General features: G+C 39.2%; 24 protein-coding genes and 1 other annotated feature. Of the genes, 3 read left to right on the forward strand and 21 right to left on the reverse strand.

Going from position 1 to position 21,731, the window contains the following annotated elements; all coding sequences use genetic code 11:
* Window positions 1–63: 63 nt before the first annotated feature.
* The 3 genes from secDF to OE105_RS07960 form a co-directional block, all read right to left on the reverse strand.
* A complete protein-coding gene (gene secDF / locus OE105_RS07950; RefSeq protein WP_275419672.1) occupies window positions 64–2,325 on the reverse strand; it encodes a protein translocase subunit SecDF in 2,262 nt (753 codons plus the stop codon).
* A 319-nt stretch (window positions 2,326–2,644) separates the two neighbouring features.
* A complete protein-coding gene (locus OE105_RS07955; RefSeq protein ID WP_015865126.1) occupies window positions 2,645–3,958 on the reverse strand; it encodes a transposase in 1,314 nt (437 codons plus the stop codon).
* Between the two features lie 167 nt (window positions 3,959–4,125).
* Window positions 4,126–4,443: a post-transcriptional regulator gene (locus OE105_RS07960; protein ID WP_275419673.1), complete on the reverse strand. Its 318-nt coding sequence runs from the start codon at window positions 4,441–4,443 to the stop codon at window positions 4,126–4,128.
* A 105-nt stretch (window positions 4,444–4,548) separates the two neighbouring features.
* Between OE105_RS07960 and spoVB the strand changes: the two genes are divergently transcribed.
* Both spoVB and OE105_RS07970 read left to right on the forward strand, forming a co-directional pair.
* Window positions 4,549–6,096: a stage V sporulation protein B gene (gene spoVB / locus OE105_RS07965; RefSeq protein ID WP_275419674.1), complete on the forward strand. Its 1,548-nt coding sequence runs from the start codon at window positions 4,549–4,551 to the stop codon at window positions 6,094–6,096.
* 375 nt (window positions 6,097–6,471) lie between these two features.
* Window positions 6,472–6,861, forward strand: coding sequence for a TIGR04086 family membrane protein (locus OE105_RS07970; protein WP_275419675.1), 390 nt, complete (start codon window positions 6,472–6,474; stop codon window positions 6,859–6,861).
* 60 nt (window positions 6,862–6,921) lie between these two features.
* Here the strand turns inward: OE105_RS07970 and yajC are convergent, their stop codons facing one another.
* The 6 genes from yajC to ruvA all read right to left on the reverse strand — a co-directional run bounded on the left by yajC (window position 6,922) and on the right by ruvA (window position 11,302).
* Entirely contained in the window at window positions 6,922–7,206 is a 285-nt protein-coding gene (gene yajC, locus OE105_RS07975; protein WP_275419676.1) for a preprotein translocase subunit YajC, read from the reverse strand.
* Window positions 7,207–7,225: 19 nt separating this feature from the next.
* Complete coding sequence (gene tgt, locus OE105_RS07980; RefSeq protein ID WP_275419677.1) at window positions 7,226–8,365, reverse strand: tRNA guanosine(34) transglycosylase Tgt; 1,140 nt, start codon at window positions 8,363–8,365, stop codon at window positions 7,226–7,228.
* A 73-nt stretch (window positions 8,366–8,438) separates the two neighbouring features.
* On the reverse strand, window positions 8,439–9,470 hold the full coding sequence (gene queA / locus OE105_RS07985; RefSeq protein ID WP_275419678.1) for a tRNA preQ1(34) S-adenosylmethionine ribosyltransferase-isomerase QueA: 1,032 nt from the start codon (window positions 9,468–9,470) through the stop codon (window positions 8,439–8,441).
* Window positions 9,471–9,485: 15 nt separating this feature from the next.
* Complete coding sequence (locus OE105_RS07990) at window positions 9,486–9,692, reverse strand: DUF2905 domain-containing protein (RefSeq protein WP_275419679.1); 207 nt, start codon at window positions 9,690–9,692, stop codon at window positions 9,486–9,488.
* Entirely contained in the window at window positions 9,689–10,648 is a 960-nt protein-coding gene (ruvB, locus tag OE105_RS07995) for a Holliday junction branch migration DNA helicase RuvB (protein ID WP_420842592.1), read from the reverse strand. Before ruvB ends, OE105_RS07990 begins: the two co-directional genes overlap by 4 nt.
* Window positions 10,649–10,702: 54 nt before the next feature.
* Window positions 10,703–11,302: a Holliday junction branch migration protein RuvA gene (gene ruvA / locus OE105_RS08000; RefSeq protein ID WP_275419681.1), complete on the reverse strand. Its 600-nt coding sequence runs from the start codon at window positions 11,300–11,302 to the stop codon at window positions 10,703–10,705.
* Between the two features lie 180 nt (window positions 11,303–11,482).
* On the opposite strand from ruvA, the gene OE105_RS08005 reads away from it, so the two are divergent.
* Window positions 11,483–12,040 (forward strand): FAD-dependent oxidoreductase, encoded by a 558-nt coding sequence (locus tag OE105_RS08005; RefSeq protein ID WP_275419683.1) that lies wholly within the window; start codon window positions 11,483–11,485, stop codon window positions 12,038–12,040.
* Window positions 12,041–12,100: 60 nt separating this feature from the next.
* On the opposite strand, the gene OE105_RS08010 is transcribed toward OE105_RS08005, so the two are convergent.
* The 12 genes from OE105_RS08010 to minC form a co-directional block, all read right to left on the reverse strand.
* Window positions 12,101–12,634, reverse strand: coding sequence for a BofC C-terminal domain-containing protein (locus OE105_RS08010; RefSeq protein WP_275419684.1), 534 nt, complete (start codon window positions 12,632–12,634; stop codon window positions 12,101–12,103).
* Between the two features lie 181 nt (window positions 12,635–12,815).
* Window positions 12,816–13,556, reverse strand: a complete 741-nt coding sequence (nadE, locus tag OE105_RS08015) for an NAD(+) synthase (protein ID WP_275419685.1) — start codon at window positions 13,554–13,556, stop codon at window positions 12,816–12,818.
* 174 nt (window positions 13,557–13,730) lie between these two features.
* Window positions 13,731–14,873 (reverse strand): LysM peptidoglycan-binding domain-containing protein, encoded by a 1,143-nt coding sequence (locus OE105_RS08020; protein WP_275419686.1) that lies wholly within the window; start codon window positions 14,871–14,873, stop codon window positions 13,731–13,733.
* A gap of 213 nt (window positions 14,874–15,086) precedes the next feature.
* Window positions 15,087–16,376: a GTPase ObgE gene (gene obgE / locus OE105_RS08025; protein WP_275422137.1), complete on the reverse strand. Its 1,290-nt coding sequence runs from the start codon at window positions 16,374–16,376 to the stop codon at window positions 15,087–15,089.
* Between the two features lie 52 nt (window positions 16,377–16,428).
* Window positions 16,429–16,953, reverse strand: a complete 525-nt coding sequence (locus tag OE105_RS08030; RefSeq protein ID WP_275419687.1) for a Spo0B C-terminal domain-containing protein — start codon at window positions 16,951–16,953, stop codon at window positions 16,429–16,431.
* A gap of 224 nt (window positions 16,954–17,177) precedes the next feature.
* Entirely contained in the window at window positions 17,178–17,468 is a 291-nt protein-coding gene (gene rpmA, locus OE105_RS08035; RefSeq protein ID WP_275419688.1) for a 50S ribosomal protein L27, read from the reverse strand.
* Between the two features lie 15 nt (window positions 17,469–17,483).
* Window positions 17,484–17,816: a ribosomal-processing cysteine protease Prp gene (locus OE105_RS08040; RefSeq protein ID WP_275419689.1), complete on the reverse strand. Its 333-nt coding sequence runs from the start codon at window positions 17,814–17,816 to the stop codon at window positions 17,484–17,486.
* A gap of 10 nt (window positions 17,817–17,826) precedes the next feature.
* Complete coding sequence (rplU, locus tag OE105_RS08045) at window positions 17,827–18,135, reverse strand: 50S ribosomal protein L21 (RefSeq protein WP_275419690.1); 309 nt, start codon at window positions 18,133–18,135, stop codon at window positions 17,827–17,829.
* 12 nt (window positions 18,136–18,147) lie between these two features.
* Window positions 18,148–18,230, reverse strand: a sequence feature (ribosomal protein L21 leader region).
* A 95-nt stretch (window positions 18,231–18,325) separates the two neighbouring features.
* Window positions 18,326–19,183: a M50 family metallopeptidase gene (locus OE105_RS08050; protein WP_275419691.1), complete on the reverse strand. Its 858-nt coding sequence runs from the start codon at window positions 19,181–19,183 to the stop codon at window positions 18,326–18,328.
* Window positions 19,176–19,946, reverse strand: a complete 771-nt coding sequence (locus OE105_RS08055) for a M23 family metallopeptidase (RefSeq protein WP_275419692.1) — start codon at window positions 19,944–19,946, stop codon at window positions 19,176–19,178. Before OE105_RS08055 ends, OE105_RS08050 begins: the two co-directional genes overlap by 8 nt.
* A gap of 279 nt (window positions 19,947–20,225) precedes the next feature.
* Window positions 20,226–21,029 carry a septum site-determining protein MinD gene (minD, locus tag OE105_RS08060; protein ID WP_275419693.1) on the reverse strand — a complete coding sequence of 268 codons (804 nt, stop codon included), beginning with the start codon at window positions 21,027–21,029 and terminating at the stop codon, window positions 20,226–20,228.
* On the reverse strand, window positions 21,030–21,707 hold the full coding sequence (minC, locus tag OE105_RS08065) for a septum site-determining protein MinC (RefSeq protein ID WP_275419694.1): 678 nt from the start codon (window positions 21,705–21,707) through the stop codon (window positions 21,030–21,032).
* Between the last annotated feature and the right edge of the window lie 24 nt (window positions 21,708–21,731).

Here is a 21,731-nt window from a genome sequence, read left to right on the forward strand (position 1 = left end):
AGGGGAATTTCCCCTTGATTGGACAAAAAAAAGACCCGCATGAAGCAGGTCGAGCAAGCAAGTTTATACTTGCGGTTGATCAGAATATTTCTTTCGTTCTTTGTAAGTGACAATAGTTCCCTTTTTCTTTAATTCTTTACCCTTCCAAACTAGCCAAAGTTGTGCGGCGATAAATAGGGAAGAGTATACGCCGATCAATAATCCGATAAGCATAGCTAAAGAAAAGTTCCAAATGGCTTCACTTCCAATTAACAATAGGAGGATCACCGGTAGTAAAGTTGTAATAGATGTACTGATAGATCGAATCAATACTTGCCGCAAACTCTTATTGACGATATCCACCAATTCTTCGTATTTCCGAATCCGTCTTTTCTTTTTCATATGAGCTCGAATTCGGTCAAAGGTGACGATCGTATCATTGACGGAATATCCGATAATGGTTAAAATCGCCGCAACGAAATTCAAATCCACTTCCATCCGTGTCAAACTGAAAAGAGCAATCATGAAAAAGGCATCGTGTAATAGGGCAAGGATTGCCGCGAGAGCCATCCGAATTTCAAAACGAAGGGTCACGTATAAAATCATCCCGATGGAAGCAATTCCCACAGCAAAAATGGCGTTCTTTACCAATTCTCTACCAACAGTTGGAGTAACTACACTGACATTCGGATCGCTACCGTATTTTTCATGGAAATAGTCCTTCAACTCATTGACTTTGTCCTTATCTAATACCCCTTTGTACCGGGCGGAGGCTCGAGTATGATCTTCTCCTGATAAAACGATATCGTTCGTTTCAATGCCAAAGTTTTCTAAATCCTTTTGAATTTCTTCCGTTGTTAACGTTTTGTCTGCCATTACTTCAATTCTCGTTCCACTCGTAAAATCAATAGACAAATTGAGGTGGAAGATAAGTAAGATGACGATTCCAGCACTAATTAATACGGAAGATAGAGTGAAAAAGATTTTCCGATATTTTACGAAATCGAGCGTATCGAATTTTGTCGGAAGTTCCAACGTTTCGTATCCTTCCCGAATATCTTTAACTTCTCCCTTCTTCACTCCAAACCATCCAAGTCGATGATTAAACCAGTTGCTTTTGATAAATAAACCAACGAAAAATCTGGTTAAATAGACAGCGGTAAAAAAACTAACGATGATGCTCACCATCAACATCGTTGCAAAACCTTTTACCGAACTTGTCCCGAAGACGAATAACACAACGGCAGCAATCAAGGTCGTAACGTTCGCATCGAGAATCGTAATAAACGACGATTTATTCGCCTCTTTAAAGGCGGCTTGTAAAGACCTTCCGACCCGTAATTCTTCCTTGATTCGTTCGTAGGTGATAATGTTCGCATCGACCGCCATTCCGATCCCTAGTAAAAGCGCCGCAATTCCCGGTAAGGTTAAAATGGCATTTAATCCGTCATAAATCGCTAGGATTAAATATATGTATACGGATAAAGAAACGGTAGCCACTATTCCCGGTAAACGATAAAAGGCAATTAAAAACAAAAATACAAGGGAAATGCCGATGATTCCGGCCTTTACCGTTCTTTGCAAAGCATCCACACCGAATTGGGCACCGACGGATGTGGAATAAATTTCATCCAATTTCACCGGTAGCGCACCTGCATTTAATAGATTGGCAAGGGTTTGCGCTTCCTCCGGTGTAAAATTCCCCCTAATTTCCACATTCGTACTATTAATCACTTGATCTACGCCAGGTGCGGATATGTATTTCGGATTTTCCTTTTTCGCTTCTTCAAGATAGGAGTCTACCCCTTCCTCGAAATCAAGCCAGATAACCATCACAGGAATATCCTGTTGTAAAACTTTTCTCGTCGCCTCGGCAAATTTCGACGCATCCTTCAATTCTAAAACAACATTCGGTTTTCCGGATTCATCGAAGGATTGTTTTGCAGACCCTTGAACTAAATCTGTACCGTCTAACAATTTATGATCATGAGCATCACGAAACGTTAATTCAGCCGTCGTGGAAAGAATTTCCCGCGCTTCGTTTTGGTCTTCAATTCCCGCAAGTTGTACGCGGATTCGATTTCCTTCCTCAATTTGGATCCTCGGTTCACTTACGCCTAACACGTTAATGCGTCGATCCAATGCTTCAGCGGTACTCGCCATCGTTTCGCTCGTTATTTTCTCACCCTCGTTAACCGGATGCACTTCATACAAAACTTCAAAACCGCCCTGTAAATCCAATCCCAACTTTAATCGTCCTAAAATCGATTCGGTTGTCGTTCCCATTAAACTAAAAAATAATAGGACGAGAAGAAAAAAGGAAATAATTCTACTCCGTTTTACCATGTTATTAATCCTCCTTAAGGAAACACCACAATTCGGTGAACAATTCTCTGTCATTTGCTGGAAAGTCCAATATTTTTATTATGGATTAGCTTCTTTCAGGTGTCAATAGACGTCCAGAGGCATCAGCTATGAAGAGTATATTTCAAAGTTTTTCGTCAAAATAGGGATTTTCAAATTATCCACAGTTGGTAAAATTTTCCAGTTACTTTCCTTCTAAAATTTTTAAAAACTAGTCCTATTAATGCGATTTTTCTATAAAGTTGTGGATAACTTGCTTTTTACTCCCTATTCATCACACCCTTCTGCTATAATAGAATTGTTAGGTATATGTAAACCTAACCTGTATTTTTTTACATTTTTTCAAATCCTCGACTGTTATAATGCGGGTTCGGATCGCTTCTAACAGCTTCGAGGATATTTCTTTTGCTGACTTTTTCAGCTGCTTCAAAAGTTTTGACCCATATTTATATAGTTGAACAAGGATATCAGCTATTTGAACAAGTAAGTAATGATTTTTCAGTGCATTGTAATTATGACAATTCACATGTTCAATTTCATACCAACCATTTTTCTGGTTATTAAAACCCTCATTTTCTATTTTCCAGCGTCTTCGACCTGCCTGAACAAGTATTTCTGCATTCCTTTCAGTTATTCGAAAGTTTGTAATAAACAGAAACTCCTGTTTTTTCTCATTCTCAGTTACTTTTACTTTTTCCACAAGATTTACCAAACGATCGTTATAAGCAATATCATTGACCCAGAAATATTCTGAGCTTTTACCATTCGTTTCTAAAGATTGGATTGCTCTGAATTCTTGAGAAACCGTTTTAATCCGATCTTCTTTGAACCGGAAAATATATTTCCAATTGTGTTTATCACAAATTTCAAATACTGGTTCACAAGCATAAAGGCTATCTGCGATAAGACAAATAGGAAGACGTTTAAATGTTTTCTTTAATTTATCGACTAGCCTCATAAAAGCTTTTAACTCACAATCCTGCTTTGGAACATTTTCTGACTCATTTTCTATAAATTCTGTAGCGATGCTAAGAACCATATCTCCTACCACAAGCTTGGCTTCTAGAACATGGTGCATATATGCCACTTTTGTTTCTCCGGTTTCCTTATCCTTGTATTCCCTTCTCAGACAATGTTCACAGTGTTTTTCCTTAAATGTATGGATACCTGTCCCATCGAAAACAATTGGCCAATATTTATTTAGAATCCGGAAGGATTCTAAGCATCTTTTTTCAAAAAGTTTTTTGATTAGATAAATCCTTATGGTTTCAAGCTCTTTTGGCTCCAACTTTGCTAAAAAGTCATTAATTGTATCATAATGCGGGAGCTCGTTGAGCTCTTTCAAACCCAAAACTACTCGAATATTTTCGATACATTCATCCTTATTAAACAATTCGGTCATACTTCTCATTGATTTGATTCCAAATACACTTTTAAGAAGAATGGTGTAAAGGATTGTTTCTGGACCATAGGTAATGTAGCTTTGATGCCTTTTATCTTTTACTTTTTTTAGTTGATCTACCAAGTCTTTAAAGAAATGATTTTGAATCTTAACGAAGTCGAAGAAAAAGTTTTGGTTTTTTTCTCTTTCTCTTTTTTCTTTCCTTGTTAACATTCACAAATCCCCCTTAAATCTTGATAAATCCAGATAAATTATCGCATATTTATCAAAATTTGGGGGCTAGAAGCTCAATTTATCTCGAAGAATTTTTACTCCTCAGAGCTGCAGAGGCATGGACCTATACTTTCCTTACTAATTTTTTAATTTTCCGTATAAATAACCTAAAATTTGGATTCGTTGCTTTTTCCTAACAATTCCTTTAAATCATCAATTCCTTCCTCTGAAAACAAATCGGGCGCTTGCAATTGTTGAACGGTAGCATAGGAGATAAAATCACTTACCTTGACCTCGAATATATCGCTAACCATTTCATGCAATTGGATCTCATCTTTACGTTTCCGCCATTTCTTAGATACTAAATAATCCCATAATTCCTGTTCTGTAACGTGGGAATAATTCAACAACTTAAATTCTTCCAATTTGCTTTTTAGTACAACTAGGACTTCATCTCGATACTTTTCATAAGGGTGTTCGCTCACGGTTTTTCCCCCTCGTAAAATTGTCATCCTTGTCCAAACTGTCGCATATAATTCAATATATATCATTGTATAAAAAAAATGAAATTTTGAGAAGGCGGGAATGGAATGTCAAAGTTTTTTAAAGGGACTTTGATTCTATTGATTGCCGGATTTATCACCCGTATATTCGGCTTTATCAATCGAATCGTCATCGCCAGAATGATTGGGGCAGAAGGGGTCGGATTATATATGATGGCATTCCCCACATTTATTTTAGTCGTCACGTTGACCCAACTTGGCCTACCGGTCGCCATATCGAAACGGGTGGCGGAAGCGGAAGCGAACGGAGATATGAAAAAAGTAAAAAAAATCCTCGCCATTTCTTTACTAATCACTGGAACATTAGCTTTCATTTTTACGCCTTTACTTCTTATTGGAGCACCTCTTATTGCAGAATTATTTTTTACTGACAAACGAACGATGTATCCATTAATAGCCATCACACCGGTTATTCCAATCATCGCCATGTCTTCGGTGATACGTGGCTATTTCCAAGGAAAACAAAATATGAAGCCAGCCGCTTTCTCCCAAATTTTAGAACAAACGGTACGAATCCTGTTCATCATCCTTTTGACAAAATATTTTTTACCCTACGGTGTCCATATGGCAGCTGCCGGTGTAATGGTTGCCACCATCCTAGGTGAATTCATTTCCCTCGTATATTTAGTGATGATGTTTAAAATAAAAAAAGCGTTTCCTTTGCGAAAAAAATTTTTCCATTTAAAAAACGGAAAGGACATTTTTTATGAGCTGATGCGTATCGCCCTACCTACGACAGGCGGTAGATTGATCGGTTCCGTCTCTTGGTTTTTGGAACCGATCGTCGTGACCCAATCACTAGCTTTAGCAGGAATTACGACCGTCGTTGCTACGAAACAATACGGGGCATTGACCGGTTTTTCGATGCCTTTATTATTTCTTCCCTCTTTTATCACCGTCGCTTTAAGTACAGCTTTAATCCCTTCCATCAGTGAAGCGATGTCTTTGAAAAATTATCCCCTCGTGGAAAAAAGATTACAACAAGCGTTGAAGATTACGATCGTTACAGGCGCACTACCGATTGCCATTCTTTATGTATTAGCCGAACCAATCATGTTGTTCGTATACCAGTCGAAAAGTGGTATAGCGTTCATCAAACTCATGGCCCCATTTTTTATTTTTCAATATTTACAATTACCTCTTTCATCAGCTTTGCAAGCACTAGATCTCGCTAGACAAGCGATGATTAACAGTCTCATTGGGGCAGGTGTTAAACTTTTAACCATTTTCGTCCTCGCTTCCCGACCGGATTTTGGCATTAATGGGGTAGCCATCGGAATCGTCGTCGGTTTCGTTCTCGTTACATTTCTTCATTACGCAACCATTTTAAAAATCGTCCCGTTAAACTTTTACGTTCGTTTATATAGTATCGTCCTTCTCATAACGTTTATGACTAGTTTTGTCGGTTCCACTTTGTTTAAACAACTATACGAAGGCCATTCGTACATTGTAACCATTGGCACGGTAACGTTAGCAATGACACTGCTTTATGCGATTTTCTTATTTCTTTTTCGCATCTTGGACAAGAATTCGATCAAAAAATTATGGCTTTTGTTATCACCAAAGAATGTGTGAACCGTATATACTAATCTTCCTTCGTAATGCGTATCAATCGTTCAACAATCGAATCTCCATTGACCATTGAACTTTTCCAATCGGTTTTCAAAGGGATGGGGACACCATTTTTTCAAATTTACTTTTATAAATGGGTTGTACAACTACCCCTTCCATTTGAAAACGATCAATCCTTTTTATACCTTGAAATCCAACTAGGCTAGTAATATACAAAAAGGTATTGTACACCTTCTTTCTATTACTAAAAACCTATGTTACAAACAGGCAAATTCCCATTCTAAATCTATTTTTCGATTTTTATTCTATTTTAAGTTTGTCCGAATATGATGTTAATAGCACGGTTCATTTTATTGAAAAGAAAGTAGGAGGATTGGAATGAATACTGGAAAACTCATCCACTCGGTATTTTACGGTTTAGGTACGATATACGCCATTGCTGCCTTATTTAGCTTATTGTTTTCTCTCCTATTACGATTTACGTCCCTGCAAGAAAGTGAAATTAGTTATGGAATTACCTTTATTTCCTTCGTTGCCTTATTTGCTGGCGGACTGATTGCAGGAAGAAAAGGGAAGGAAAAGGGATGGCTTTTGGGAATGTTCACTGGACTTTCCTATACGGTCATCAATTTTAGTTTCCAATATCTCGGTTTCGATTCCGCCTTCACTGTGGAACAGATGATTTATTATTCCTTATTTATTCTAACAACAATCGTCGGAGGGATTATTGGGGTTAACAGCATTGGAAATCGTTCACAAGAAGGATAAGCTTTTCGATCGGATGAAATTAAAAAACCCTAGCTTTCACACTAGGGTTTTATGTACTGCTTATTTCCTTTCCGAAGCCTTTTCTACCACTTCACGAATCGCACTTCGATCGTATGTAAGTCGACTTCCATCACCACATTTAATCACGACGGTCGATTCATCAATCGAATCAATGAATCCATGCAAACCACCGATTGTTATCACACGGTCTCCCTTTTCAAGACTCGCTTGCATTTGTTGAACCGCCTTTTGTCTTTTTTGCTGTGGACGGATCAAAAGGAAATAAAAGATCGCAAACATTAATACAAGCATTAATATACTAGAAAACATCGGATTTCCTTCCATACAAATTCCCTCCTCCCTATTAAAAGTTCTTTGCATCAGGTTTATTAAACCCGTATTGCTCAAAAAATTGTTCTCGGAAATCCCCAAGACGATCTTCACGAATCGCTTGACGGATTTGCTCCATTAATTTTAACAGAAAATACAAATTATGATAAGTGGTAAGTCGAAATCCAAAAATTTCATTCGTATGAATCAAATGACGAATATATGCCCGTGAATAGTTTTTACATGTATAACAATCACATTGTTCATCCAAAGGTCGAAAATCTGTGGCATATTTCGCATTTTTTACCACAAGGCGACCGGTACTCGTCATTACTGTACCATTTCTTGCAATTCTCGTCGGTAGTACACAGTCAAACATATCAATTCCTCGAATGACACCATCGATTAACGAATCAGGTGAACCGACTCCCATTAAATAACGGGGTTTGTTCTCAGGAAGAAGTGGAGTCGTATATTCCAATACCCGATTCATCACTTGTTTCGGTTCTCCAACGGACAATCCTCCAATGGCATATCCAGGAAAGTCGAGGGATACGAGATCCTTAGCACTTTGTTTTCTTAAATCTTCATAAGCTCCCCCTTGAACGATGCCAAATAAACCTTGGTCTTTCGGTCGTTTATGGGCTTTCAAGGAACGTTCCGCCCAACGGGAAGTCCTTTCTACTGATTTTTTCATATAATCGTATTCCGCTGGATAGGGGGGACATTCATCGAAAGCCATCATAATATCTGAACCGAGGGCATTTTGAATTTCCATCGCCTTTTCGGGAGAGAGAAATAGTTTTTCTCCGTTTAAATGATTACGGAAATGAACGCCTTCTTCTTCAATTTTTCGAAATTCGCTTAAACTAAAGACTTGGAATCCTCCCGAATCGGTTAAAATCGCCTGATCCCAATTCATAAACCGATGGAGACCCCCCGCTTCCTGAATAACCTCATGGCCCGGTCTCAACCATAAATGATACGTATTACTTAATATAATCCCCGCACCGATTTCTTTTAATTCTTCTGGCGACATTGTCTTTACAGTCGCCAGTGTCCCTACAGGCATGAACATCGGCGTGTCAAAGGAACCGTGGGGTGTATGAATTTTTCCGAGTCGTGCCCCTGTTTGTTTATCTTTTTTAATTAATTCATATCGAATAGCGGTCAAAACAGAACCTCCTTTTTCCATCCAATTCTTGATGTTTTCCCTTTCATTCAACGATATAGCAATCTGAACTTAATTATATTATGAACATCGCATCGCCAAAGCTAAAAAAGCGATAACGCATTTTTACGGCTGTTTCATATGCTTCCAATATACGTTTGCGACCACAAAAGGCACTAACGAGCATTAAAAGAGTCGATTTGGGCAAATGGAAATTCGTAATTAATCCGTCAATGCCTCGAAATGTATAGCCTGGATAAATAAAGATGCTCGTCCATCCACTTTCTGCTTCGAAACGTCCTTCATATTTGGAAGCAATCGTCTCTAGTGTACGGGCGGAAGTCGTACCGACAGCGATAATTTTTCCACCATGTTCTTTTACTTTATTTAACAATTGAGCCGTTTTTTCCGACATTCGATAAAATTCCGAATGCATATCATGTTCTTCTATATTTTGTACCTTCACCGGTCGAAAAGTACCAAGTCCGACATGTAACGTGAGGAAGGCGATATGAACGCCCTTTTTTTGAATATCTTCCAAAAGGGATTCTGTAAAATGAAGTCCTGCCGTAGGCGCAGCAGCAGAACCAACTTCCTTCGCATAAACGGTTTGATAACGGTCGGGATCGTCCAAACGTTCCTTTATATACGGGGGGAGGGGCATTTCGCCTAAGGAATTTAATATTTCATAAAAAATACCATCGTATTCGAATTGTAACACTCGCCCCCCTCCATAGTCCAACACATCGGTACAAACCGCTCGTAGCAATCCGTCACCAAAGGATAGTTTCGTCCCAACCTTTACCCGTTTTGCCGGTTTCACTAATGTTTCCCACTGATTTTCTTCCCTTTGTTTTAACAACAACACTTCGATATGGGCATCGGTTTCCTCTTTCATTCCGAACAATCGAGCCGGCATCACTCGGGTATCATTCAACACTAGACAATCCCCAGGATTTAAATAATCGATGATATGATTAAAACGAGTATGTTGAAATTCTCCACCGTTTTTCGGCACAACCATTAAACGGCTGTCACTCCGATTTTTCAGTGGTGTTTGGGCGATTAACTCTTCCGGTAAATCATAATCAAATTGATCGATATTCATTTTGTCACCAACTTTTTATTTCAGTTTACTTAAGATGAAAAAAATAAGCGAAAGGAGGATGCTAAGAAGAATCGATGTCATAATCGGAAAATAAAAGGTCGCATTCTGCTTTCGAATGACGATATCCCCAGGCAATTTTCCAAAATTGAAAAATTGCATAAGTAACCCGACGAAAAATAGAATGCCCCCAAGAAACATGAGAAATTTTCCGATTTCCGTCATTTTTTCGGAACCTCCATTTGAAAATATTCATATGCATGGGAGGTAGCCACTCTCCCCCTCGGCGTCCGTTGAATGAAACCAATTTGTAATAAATACGGTTCGTATACATCTTCAATCGTTCCCGCCTCTTCACCAATCGTCGCTGCGATCGTCTCTAATCCAACGGGCCCACCATTAAATTTTTCGATCAATGCCATCAATAATTTATGATCAATATGGTCCAGTCCAAGACGGTCAACTCGCATAAAATCGAGGGCTTCCATCGTCAATGGTAAAGAGATCTGACCGTCTGCTTTTACTTGGGCGAAATCCCGGACCCGTCGGAGGAGTCGATTGGCAATCCGAGGAGTCCCTCTTGAACGGGAAGCGATTTCCTCTGCAGCATCTACTTGAATATGTGTTTCTAATAATTTTGCCGTCCGTAAAATGATCTGTTTTAACTGCTCCCGATTATAATATTCCAGGCGACTAATTACGCCAAATCGGTCCCTCAATGGGGCAGATAAACTTCCTGCCCGTGTAGTCGCACCGACGAGGGTAAAGGGGGGAAGGTCCAATCGGATGGATCGCGCCCCTTCCCCTTTCCCGATGACGATATCTAAGCAAAAATCCTCCATTGCAGGATATAAAATTTCTTCGATGGATCGGCTCAGTCGATGGATTTCATCGATAAACAGTACATCCCCCGGTTGAATCGTCGTCAAAATGGAAGCTAAATCACCGGGTCTTTCAATTGCAGGACCTGATGTTGTTCGCATTTCGCCTCCCATTTCTGTGGCGATAATCGATGCTAAAGTCGTTTTTCCAAGCCCGGGTGGTCCATACAATAGCACATGGTCCAATGTTTCTTTCCGCATTTTCGCCGCTTCAATAAATATTTTCAAATTTTCCTTTACATGATCTTGACCAATGTACTCATCAAACGTTTGGGGACGAAGGGACTGCTCCAGTGACATATCCTCCGTCGTAGCCTGTTCCGATACTACCCTTTCTTCCATTTCCGATTCCCCTTATGTTAATCTAGACAAATTTTGTAATGCTAGGCGAATGTATTGATCTGCGGACAAAGATTTATTTTGTAATTTCGGTTTAATTTTTTCAATTTCCTTTTGAGAATAACCTAAAGATTTTAAGGCTAAAAGTGCTTCCTGTAATTCGGAATTGATACTTTCCCCTCGACCTGTTTCCGCTCCCGTTTCCAAATGGCCAAGGAATTCCTGCAACTTCCCTTTTAAATCGAGAATAATTTGTCTTGCTGTTTTTTTTCCGACACCTGGAAAGCTTGTTAAAAACTTTTCGTTCTCCTCTTCAATAGCTGAAGCAATTTGACTCGGCTTTCCTGAAGCTAAAATGGCTAGTGCACCCTTTGGTCCGATGCCAGATACATTCAATAGTTTACGGAAAAATATTCGTTCTTCCCGCGTTTGAAAACCGTAAAGCATTTGGGCATCCTCTCGAACGTAAAAATATGTAAATACCTTCGTCTTCTCTTGATTCAAAGTAAAAAGGTATGGATTCGGTGTAATAATTTGATAGCCGATTCCACCATTTTCCAACACGATGTATTCCGGACTGATGTGCGTTACCGTTCCAATCAAATATTCATACAAATGAATCTCTCCCCATACATACTGAATATCATTTTATCATATTTTTTAGGAACAAACATAATTTCGATTTTTTTCTTTGAAAATGAATAATCGTTGACCGGATCACTAAATGGGAAAAGGCATTTATCTAGGAATAAAATTGGAAAAGTTTTATAATTAAAGAAGAAGGAGGAATTAGAAATGTATGATATAGCCATTATCGGTGCAGGGCCAGCTGGTGCATCGGCCGCCCTTTTCACATCCAAAGCGGGGAAAAAAACGATTATGTTTGACAGCGGTTCGAGTGCAACGAAGCGAGCCCTTTTAAAAAACCATTACGGCGTTTTGGAAATTACTGGACCAGAACTTGTCGAAACAGGAATCAGGCAAGCAGAGGAATTGGGTACGACCGTCCAATCTGAAAAGGTCGTTTCCATTCAAAAGGGTGAAGATGGATTTCACATCGAGACGGAAGCATCGAGTTATGAAAGCAAATATATTATTTTAGCGACAGGTCTTTTAACGGAAATCGGTGAAAAACTAGGTGTAGAAACGAAACCAGGTACAGAACCGAGAATTAAAAAAATATTTGTAACAGACGAAAAGGGAAAAACGAATGTGGAAAATGTTTGGGCTTGTGGAACCGTTGCAGGCGTAAGTATGCATACGATTATTACCGCCGGAGACGGGGCACGTGTAGGAATTAACTTAATTAGTGAAATGGATGGAAAACGATACGTCGACCACGATGTTTTATAAAATACGGATCAAAACAATCTTCGAAAAAAAGATGATCTCAAATCAATGAGACCATCTTTTTTATTGGTCTGAATATTTACTATACGGATAAAATGCTTGAATGACTTGAAAATATGTATCCTTCGAACGAACTGGTATTCCCTTTTTTAATTCTTCCTGTTTCCTTACTTCTAATTTTTTTATATCAATTTGAAAAAAGGAATGAATCACCTTATTCTCATCTGGCTTACCATCGAATATGGATAGGGTTCCATCCTCGGTGATGCCGAAAAATCCGTTTGATTTCAATAACGGTGATATATCATTCACACGTTTTTCTAAAATAATCCTTTCCGCGTTTTGATCCCGCAATTCCCAACCTTGGTCTAAATATCGTTGTAGATCTTGTTGTGAATCATTGACGTATGTAGGAATGACTGTTTCACTCGTTTCTCCGTCTAAATAAGATTGCCTCAAAAAAATAAACAATTTCTTTTGAACGTCTTTACCCACCATCCCATGTATAGCCTCTACATGTAACGGTTGATGAAATAAACAAGGGAATATAATGAACGATAGAAACATCAAGGACCATTTTCCCACTCGATTGTTCAAACACTCCACCTCTTTCATTTCAAGCTAATGTGAGGAAAAGGGAAGGTGAAAATTCCGCCATTCCTAATGACGTTGACTTTCCAATCTTTATTTTTATTTTAAACATAATTCATCCTCATTAATCAGATTGGTTAAATTTTTCACAAAAAAAAGTCAAATTCCCCATATTAGTAGAAAGAGATTAGAATTTTGGTGGAGCGATCGCCAAATTCCGTTTATGTTCGGACAGTTTATGCATCCGTTCGATGATCTTTTGATCTTTCTCCGGTATTTCTTCCCCTTTTAAATACTTATCAATCATTTCATAGGTCGTTCCCATTTCATCCTCATCCGTTTGTCCTTCCCATAATCCGGCACTTGGGGCCCTTTCAATTATTTCCTTTGGGACTCCGAGTTCTTTTGCCAGCTGGCGGACTTCGCCTTTCGTAAAATGGACGAGTGGAACGAGATCAACACCACCGTCTCCAAATTTTGTAAAATAACCTGTATACCATTCTGCTGCATTATCCGTACCTACAACTAAATATCCGTAATTGTTCGCCAAAGTGTATAGCGTCGTCATTCGAAGGCGGGCGCGCATATTCGCATCACCTAAACGCCTTTTTTCATCTTTCCAATCTCCCTTTTCAATTAATTGTTTTTCAATTGTAGAAAAGAGAACGTTTCGTGTCTCAGTCAAATCGATGATCGTATAATCAAGATTGCAATTTTTGACAACCTTCAACGCATCTTCCACATCTTTCGTGTCGCTTTCACATGGCATAATCACGCCCAATGAATGCTCCGGACAAGCTTTTTTTATTAGATGGGCAACGACAGCTGAATCAATTCCTCCACTCACTCCGACTAAAAGCCCGTTGACGTTCGCCTTTTCGACTTGTTCCTTTAGCCAATGTACAAGTTGTTCCACTTTTTCTTTCATCGTTGATCTTCCCTTCTATTTTTAAAAATTATTATACCATAAAATGTTTTTCCTCAAGATTATTTTGGGATTCAGAGTATCGGGTAACCACTTACATGAACCATTTTAGTTAGAACTTGACGAACTAACAGAACGATATCAAAAAAGAAGCAACCGAATTTACGGTCGCTTTATTTATTCATCATCTTCATTTCTTTGATTCATATCTGATGTGAAATAACCGGAATCCATTGGTTGGTAACCCATTGATGGAACTTGAGCCATCGGAGACATCATCCAAGGTCCATAATTCATCCAATTTTCCCCTACAGGTACAGTTTGCCAACCTGGAGCCCAATTTCCTCCCATATTCCCCATCGGCATCGATGGATAATATTGCATCGGATCGGTGGTTTGTGAAAGATTTGAAGATGGACCCATCGGTTGCCAGTTCCCACACATCATTCCCGGTCCCATCATCCCTATCGGAGGACTCGGTACGTATGGCATAAACATCGGTGGTGAAATTTGGGGACTTACTTGTTGATTGTAAGGAGACTCTTCTGAAGGCATTTCTTCCATCGATTCAGCTCCATCCATATACGAAGGAGAAGATGTCCCTGTCGGATCTACCATCATCGCCATTTGTTCTGGTGAAGGAGACATAGTCATCGGCTGCATAAACATCGGCATATGCCCCATTGGCATCGGATAACACGGTATTCCCGTTCCAGGCAATACCGGTGTAACTGGTACACAAGGGATGGATGGATACATCATTTGTGGATAATAAGCGGGTTGTTCTGGCATTTCTTCTGTTTCTATACTTTCTTCCATTTCTGGAATTTCCTCATCAACTTCCGGCATCTCTTTTATCGGGGGCATTTGGGGCGGCATTTGTGGTGGCATCATCGGTTCTGTTTGATCGATTTGCATTTTGGCCATATTTACCATGTAATAATTGTTTATATCGATTTCCGGATGGATCGGCTGTGGATATTTCGGCATAAATATCGGTTTTGGTACTTCCTTTATTTTCTCCTTTGGCATTTCTCCTATCGGCTGCTCCTTTTCCACGGGGATGGTCGGTGGCTTCATTTCTTTGAATGGATGTTCCACTTTCGGATACTCTTTTTTTGTCGGCATTTCTTTTTTATAACTTGGTGCTTCTTTTTTAATCGTTCCACCTGTATTTGGAATTTTAATTTTCATCCCTGGCATAATCATATCTGGGTTAGATAAATGGGTATTCATACTCTTCAACTGTTCGAAATTAACGCCGTATTTTTGGGCAATTTTCCACAACGTATCCCCTTTTTGGACTATGTGGATCTTCACTCATTTCCCCTCCTATTTTCAATTTCCTCTATATTGTATGAAAGATTAGGAAAAATGCTAATCATTCTCGTAAAAACTTATGACATCCGATGGGAATTTATGTGGATTTTCGATTAGCGTTGTTAAATCCGAAAAAAAACTGTCGACGGATCAATCGTTTCCGTCGACTGTTTAACATTTTAAATGTGTTGATATTTAGACGATACGGGATTTTTATTCAATAAATTCAAATTCAAAATCCAAAATACGAACTAGGTCTCCGTCTTTAGCTCCCCGCTCCCGAAGTGCATCGTCCACACCTAAACCGCGAAGCTGTCGGGAAAATCGTCTAACCGACTCATCCCGGGAAAAATCGGTCATTTTAAACATTTTTTCAATCCGTTCTCCTAACAAGCGGAAAGCACCATCTGGATCCCGGGTGATGGAAAAATCCTCCTTTTTCGCCTCATGTTTATATACGACACGGTTAACCCCCGGTTCATGTTGCTCGTGGGTTAACGGAAATTCTGGCGTTACTTCCAACGTATCTGCAATTGCAAATAACAATTCTCGAATCCCTTCCTTCGTCACGGCAGAAATCGGATAAATCGGAATGTCTTCAGTCAAACGTTCCTTGAAATTTCTTAAATTTTCTTCCGCTTCCGGTATATCCATTTTATTTGCAGCGATAATCATCGGTCGTTCCGTTAAGCGTAAATTATATTCTTTTAGCTCATTGTTGATTTTAACAAAATCTTCGTAAGGATCCCGTCCTTCCACTGCTCCCATATCGATTACATGGACGATGACCCGCGTTCGTTCAATATGGCGTAAAAATTGTAAGCCGAGACCTGCACCTTGATGTGCGCCTTCGATAAGGCCCGGTAGATCCGCTATAACGAAACTTCTCTGATCATCCGTCTCCACAACACCTAGATTAGGAACGATTGTCGTAAAATGATAATCCGCAATTTTTGGCTTTGCAGAGGATACGATGGATAAAAGGGTCGATTTCCCGACACTCGGAAAACCAACGAGTCCTACATCCGCTAGTAATTTCAATTCTAAAACGACATAACGTTCTTGTCCCGGTTCACCCATTTCACATATTTCAGGAGCAGGATTTTTCGGTGTGGCAAATCGGGTATTTCCCCGACCTCCTCGACCACCTTTCGCGATAATTGCCTTTTGTCCATGGTGAACCAAATCGGCAATGATCTCACCCGTATCATCATCTTTGACGACTGTACCCGGTGGCACTTTCACGACTAAATCTATCGCATTTTTTCCATGTTGGTTTTTCGGCTTTCCATTTTCTCCTTTGCCTGCTTTAAAATGACGTTTATATCGGAAGTCCATCAATGTTCGAAGTCCTTCGTCCACTTGGAAAACGACATCTGCTCCCTTGCCTCCGTCGCCGCCCGCAGGACCTCCCTTTGGCACGTACTTTTCCCGTCGGAAAGCGACGATGCCATTTCCTCCGTCGCCACCTTTTACATAGATCTTTACTTGATCAACAAACATTTCGTACAATTACTCCTTCCTAAAAGGGAAATATGACGATGTAAATAACCGTTTACACAACTAGTGAAAATTGAAGTGTCTCATGATTGAATTGTACATTCTCTATTGTAAAGAAATCTTCAGTTTGTTTTAAAAAAAATTCAATCCGTTTTGAGTCCCGAATTAAACCGGTAAAATGAATAAAAATTCGAATTTGTTTATTCATTACTTCCATCATAATATACAGTTCATTCTCTTCACCGATAGAAACCACTTCGTTCATGTTTTTTAAAAATTGTTGGAACCAGCTAAACAACTTTTCATCCAATGTACCGTCAGCGGTTCCATCCCCGTTTACTTCGTATTTCAAAAGAATCGGGTACGTTTGGAAAGGATAGGTTAATAAAAAGGTCGATAATTTACGAAAAGGTAAATTGGATAAATTCGCCTCTTGCTTACATTCAAAGATCGTCTCATCAATAATCTCCAACGCTCTTTTTTCATTTCCCACAGATAAATATGATTGAATTAATTGTAGTTTATTCAACCACTCATGTCGCACATGTCGAAGCAGTTCAATCGGTTCCCAATTTTTCATATGAACGGCGCCCCTTTAACAATCCGATTTCCACTATCTGATAGTATAGTAACATAAATTTTTTTCTTTCGTTATCGGAATCATCATTTTTAACAAATGAAATAAGGGGAAAGGTTCATATACGTATATCTTTTGATGAAAAGGAAATTTTAATCCTTTCTTTCACTAAAAAAACCCTAACCAGAATGGTTAGAGTTTTTCATCAAGTTAAGAAGTGAAGTGATTTATGCTTCCTTTGCAACAGGATATACGCTCACTTTTTTCTTATTTCGACCCATCCGTTCAAAACGAACGATACCGTCGATTTTTGCAAAAAGGGTATCATCTCCACCGCGGCCCACGTTTTCACCTGGGTGAATTTTCGTTCCTCGTTGACGATATAAAATCGATCCACCAGTGACGAATTGACCGTCGGCACGTTTAGCTCCAAGACGTTTTGCAATGGAATCACGACCATTTTTAGTCGAACCTACCCCTTTTTTCGAAGCGAAAAATTGCAAGTCCAATCTTAACATCTGTTCCACCTCCCATTATTTGAAGGTAATTTGTATATAGTCAGAATAATTCCGTTCTATGGTTTGTAAAGCAACTAACATCCCTTTCAGAAGAAGTTGAACCTTTTCTTCCGTTTGTTTCGGTAGACTTTTTGGAACCTCGCAATGGAGGTAGCCCCCGTCACCGCCTTGGGTGATATTTAAAAGGGTTCCCGTTAATGCTTCCACCGCATTAACAGCACCAAAGGTTACCGCAGAAACACCGGCACAGACGATATCTGAACCTTTTTCTGCAAAATTCGCGTGACCTTCAACGGTAAAGGATGCAAAATCCTTATCGTTTTTTTGTCGAACCGTTACGGTAATCATCCTTTAAACCTTACCCTTGAACTTTTTCGATCGTTACCTTCGTATAAGGTTGACGATGACCTTGTTTTTTTCGATAATTTTTCTTCGGCTTATATTTGAAAACAATGATTTTCTTTTGGCGTCCATGTTTTTCGACTTTACCGGTGACCGTTGCACCATCGACATATGGAGCACCAACTTTAACACTGTCGCCGCCTACGAAAAGAACCTTATCAAAAGTTACCGTTTCTCCTTCGGCAGCATCCAATTTTTCAACGTAAATCGTTTGTCCTTCTTCTACTTTTAATTGTTTTCCACCTGTTTCGATAATCGCGTACATTTTTGCACCTCCCCTTAAACTCAGACTCGCCACGATCGGGTGTTTTACAAAGTGTAAAATCTTTCCATACCCGGTGTGTGCGGTTGTAGCACGGGTGCTACAATACATAACAAATGAATACTAACATAAAACCATTTAAGTGTCAATAATAGTTGTTGATTTCCCTCGGTCTATTAGAAAAATTTATCCTTTATGAAAATACTTCTCCTACAGTTTGTTGATGGGGGTGCCGTTCAAAATATGCCTTTAAAAAATCCTTTTCAGTCAATCGTTGTTGCCGATCGTTCCTTTTTACAGTAATCGTATGTTCGGCTTCCCGATAAAAATGAGAAACGACATTTTGAATCCAGGTTTCGTTATCGACGTAAATTTCCTTTTTCCGCATTCTTCTCCTTGTTTGATCAACATAACGATCGATTAAAAAGCGGACGAAGATAAAAGGTATTTTTTTCCATTCATCATGCAATGAAAATAGAAGAAAGCAAAATATAAGCCAACCGTTTAAATGAAAGGGTGAGAAAACAAGTAAAAAGATTGAATAAAGAAGTAGAATAAGAAAGGATAGAAAAATCGAACGTCTTAAGGCTACAATATACGGAAAAAAATAACAAAAGGATAATTGTATCAAACGGCCACCATCTAGAGGAAAAATCGGCAATAAATTAAAAAGAAGAATCATCAAATTATATTGGAGAAATAGATCAACCGTTTGTGAAGAAAAAAGTGCCAGTTTGTCGAGAAATAATGCACCGATTGTCATCCATAGATGTTGGAAAGGACCTGATAAAACGACGACCAGCTCCTCTTTTAGTGGATGAGCGCCGCCTTTTTCAAATTCACAAACGCCTCCGAAGGGTAGTAATTGAATCCGCTTAATTTTCCAAGAAAAAAAAACAGCTGCCAACGCATGACCAATTTCGTGAAAGAAAACGATAAAAAGGAGCATGAGTAAATCGATAAAATGGGCTGTGAAAACAGCGATTATCCCAATGATCCAAAAAAGAGGATGGATATGCATCACTTTTATAATGGTGAACAATTTATTCAATATTGATCACCTGTACTGGATCGACAAAGGCATCATCCTTTTTAACGGCGAAATAAAACTCTCCCGCATCTTTTGTTTGTGAAGATGAAACGATACCGATTGATTCCCCAGCTTGAATCGAGTCGTATGTCCGAACGAATATATCCCCAAGTTTTCCGTACCACGTTTCAGTCGTATCCGGATGTTGGATGACAACGGTTTTTCCCGTATCTTCCTTTATTCCTGCGAAAATCACAATCCCTTCCTGTACCGCAGTTACTTGTACGTTTTTCTCCGTCTGGAAGGTCACCCCTTGATGATCAGAATGAAATGTTTCCAATATGACCCCATTGGCAGGTAGGGCAAATTCTCCAGAGCGATTTCTTCGTTCCTGATCGTCAACGGGGAATAAGGCGAGGGGATGTCCAAAGGTGTTTTCATACCAGCTTACCACTTTTGCAAACTGAAAATCTTTCTCCATCACTTGTTTAACTATGTTTTTCATCGGTTCCAATGTATTTACAGGTGTTTTATATAGAAGGGCTACTGCGAAAACGAGACATAGAGATAGGAACACTTTCATCAGAAAAACTTCCTTTTGAAAGAGAGGATGCCCCTTTCGACCCATGCCCTCAAGGGAGACCCAAGGAATTTGTTCCGGATCTTGATATTCCGTATATGGAAAATATGTTTCCCTTCCTTTTTTAATTTGCCTCTTTTTATTTCGATTGAGTTGCTTCCTTTTTTCAATTCGTTTTTTAATTTGTTTTCTTCGATTATCCATCAACACCAACCCTCTTCAATAGAGTCAATCCCTTTTTTAATCATACTTATGACTTGTCCAAAGAAAGTATGCAAAGGGATTGTCCGCTAGTAGAAGAAACCGTTTAATTCGTCAACGGTCGAAAGGATTGTCTTTTCAAAAGGGGGTTAAAAAGGAAGATATTTTCCACTATTTTCATTGGAGATTGAAAAAAGAAGATCGTATAAAGGACTTTAGGATGAAAAAAAGAAAAAAGGGAGGTGCATGTCCTCTCCCTGTCGATCTATATCATTGATGGAATTATGTACGAGCACCGAAAAACTTTTTCAACTTTGTCATCATCCCTTTCGGTGGAGTTTCCAGTTGCTGAAGTGGTACTGATTCCCCAAGTATTCGTCGAGCGATGTTTCGATAGGCGATGCTTGCTTTACTGTTCGGATTTAAAACGATCGGTTCTCCACTATTAGATGCTTTAATAACTTCTTCGTCATCGGCAATAATTCCAATTAATTCAATCGCTAAAATATTTGTCACTTCATCAATATCCAGCATATCGCCTTTTTTTACCATGTTTGTGCGAATGCGATTAATGATTAATTTCGGAGGTTCAATCGGTTTCTTTTCCAACAAACCGATAATCCGATCAGCATCACGAACTGCAGACACTTCTGGAGTTGTGACCACGATTGCTTTATCGGCCCCAGCTACAGCATTTTGAAACCCTTGTTCAATACCTGCTGGACAATCGATAATAATAAAATCAAAGGTTTGTTTTAATTCCGAAACGATTTTTTTCATTTGCTCTTCTGTAACCGCACTTTTGTCACTACTTTGTGCTGCAGGGAGCAAATATAATTGATCTTCAAAACGTTTATCTTTCACTAATGCCTGTTGGAGTTTACACTGTCCCTTTGCCACATCTACTAGATCATAAATAATCCGATTTTCCAGCCCTAACACGACATCTAAGTTTCTAAGTCCAATATCCGTATCAACTAAGCAGACCTTTTTCCCTTGTAAAGCTAAAGCGGTCCCAATATTGGCTGAGGAAGTCGTTTTCCCCACGCCACCTTTTCCGGAAGTAATGACAATCGCTTCTCCCACTTAGATTCCTCCTTCCATGAATCGATTTAAATTCGGCCGGATCGAACGTAAAGCAGCCAATCGATCAATAATGATTTGTCGATTTTCATCAATATAGGCACACTCCGATTCTTGACGACGAATTTCATCTTGGTCCGGTGCCCGATTTAGGCAATCGGCAATGCGAAGCTGCATCGGGTTCATATTCGATGCGCAAATAACCGCCTCTTCATTGCCGTCACATCCAGCATGGGCAATTCCTTTTAATGCTCCGAGGATGAAAATATTCCCCCTTGCTACGACTTTTCCACCCGGGTTCACATCACCGATTAACAACAAGTCTCCCATTACTTTCAAAATTTGCCCGGAGCGTACTACTTTATTTACGACATGGATTTCCGACTCCTGCTTCATTCGTTCCGCGTCTTCTTTTAATATGACATTCGACTCAATGGATTCAATATGTAAATGATGATGAAAATGGACTAATTTTTCAATTTCTTTTTGTTGTTCTTTCGTTAAAATGCGGTTACCTGTATGGACGCGCACATGAACCGATCGGGAATCCTCATCGTTCTTTTGCCCGGATAGTTTTTCTTCTAACTCCTTTAGCAACTCAGAAAAGGAACAACTATCATCAAGGAGCAATAATAACCCGTCTTTTGTTCCTTTCATAATGACTTTTTGCGTCTTTATCATGCTTGCTTTCACCTCAACATAATA

Origin of the sequence: Fervidibacillus halotolerans, assembly GCF_026547205.1 — a bacterium.
GTDB classification, from domain to species: Bacteria; Bacillota; Bacilli; order Bacillales; family Caldibacillaceae; genus Fervidibacillus; species Fervidibacillus halotolerans.